Origin of the sequence: Streptomyces sp. NPDC088554 (genome assembly GCF_044752945.1) — a bacterium.
Lineage (GTDB): Bacteria > Actinomycetota > Actinomycetes > Streptomycetales > Streptomycetaceae > Streptomyces.
The window spans coordinates 1-1,231 of the sequence record NZ_JBIVMF010000100.1 but is presented as its reverse complement, the minus strand read 5'-3'; the positions used below and the strand labels follow the sequence as shown (position 1 = coordinate 1,231).

At 72.5% G+C, this 1,231-nt stretch carries 2 protein-coding genes; both read left to right on the top strand.

What is annotated here, in order from left to right; all coding sequences use genetic code 11:
- The first annotated feature begins 441 nt into the window (after positions 1 to 441).
- Entirely contained in the window at positions 442 to 699 is a 258-nt protein-coding gene (locus ACIP8W_RS31955) for a hypothetical protein (RefSeq protein ID WP_402205921.1), read from the top strand.
- 2 nt (positions 700 to 701) lie between these two features.
- On the top strand, positions 702 to 1,231 hold a 530-nt coding region (locus ACIP8W_RS31950; RefSeq protein WP_402205919.1), incomplete at its 3' end, for a hypothetical protein.

Here is a 1,231-nt window from a genome sequence, read left to right as displayed (position 1 = left end):
GGGTTGGGTTGGGGTTCCAGAGGGGTGTTGGGTGATGGGTGATCGAAGGTTTGTGCCCAAGGTTTATGGCGAGCCTCAGGGTGACGGTGACGGTGGTGTGGAAGGTGTGGATTTGCCTGGTGCGGCGCTGCGTTGGCCGCCGTGTCGGTGTGGCCGGCCGGTCTGCCCCGATTACCAGGCTCCCGGTGAGGGGCTGGATCGGGTTGTTGATGGGGGGCGTTCCCGGTGATGGGGCGGGAGGTGCCGGGGGCCCGTGCGGTGTCCAGTGCCGGTCCTCCGCTGGGTCTGGTCCCTTTTCCGGGGTGTGATGTGTGTGGGTGGTGGGACAAGCGTCGGGAGAACGCGGTGCGGGATATCGGGACGGTGAGCGTTCTCGACTGTGCGCGGCGGATCGCGGAGCATCCGCATCGCCGGGCCGGGGACCGGCGCGGGGTTACCGCCGTGTCCAGCCCCTCCGGCGACCTCCCGCCGGCGCGCCGGGAGATCACCCTGACCGTGGGCATGGCGGTCTGGGACCCGGACCGCGAGATGGCGGGCGTGGTCCACGCACTCTACGGAAACCTCGTCTGCCTCATCCGCCCCACCGGCCACACCTGGAACGCCCGCACGGTCAGGGTCCGGCAGGCCACAGACCGGGAACGGCGGCAGTTACGGGCACTGGCCGAGCTGCGCCGGAAGCGGCGGGGGAGCGGGCGGTAGTCGTGGCCGACTCCCGTGTCTACCTGGTGACGGTGACCGGTGAGGGCCCGGTCGACGGGGGGACGGTGTGGGTGGTGCTGGGTACCCGGCAGGCGGTCTCCCCGGAACGGGCGCTGCGCTGGCTCCGCGCGCAGGCCCGGCGTATCGCCGATGGGCTGGACCCCGACCCGTGCGCGGTATGGGTTCCGAGGGCGGCGCTCGTTCCCGTGAGAACCGGTGCGCCGGGTGGGCCGGGGGTGCTGGACGGGCCTGCCGCGTTGCGGTGGTGGACGGACGACCCCGGCGAACAGGAAACCGCCAGGAACCGCCTCGCCTCGGGCGCCCCGTACGCCTTCACCACCACGGACACCACCGGCCGCTACACCCTCACGGCGGTACCCATGCCCGTACCCCCGCCGAACCCGACCCCCGCGCCACGCCCCGGCTCCAACAGGCACCGCAAACCCCGGAGATGGGAGTGGCGGTGGGGCAACCCGTTCCGACGCCGGGCACCGGAACGGGCACGGGCCCGCGTACCGGCCACCGCCACCGC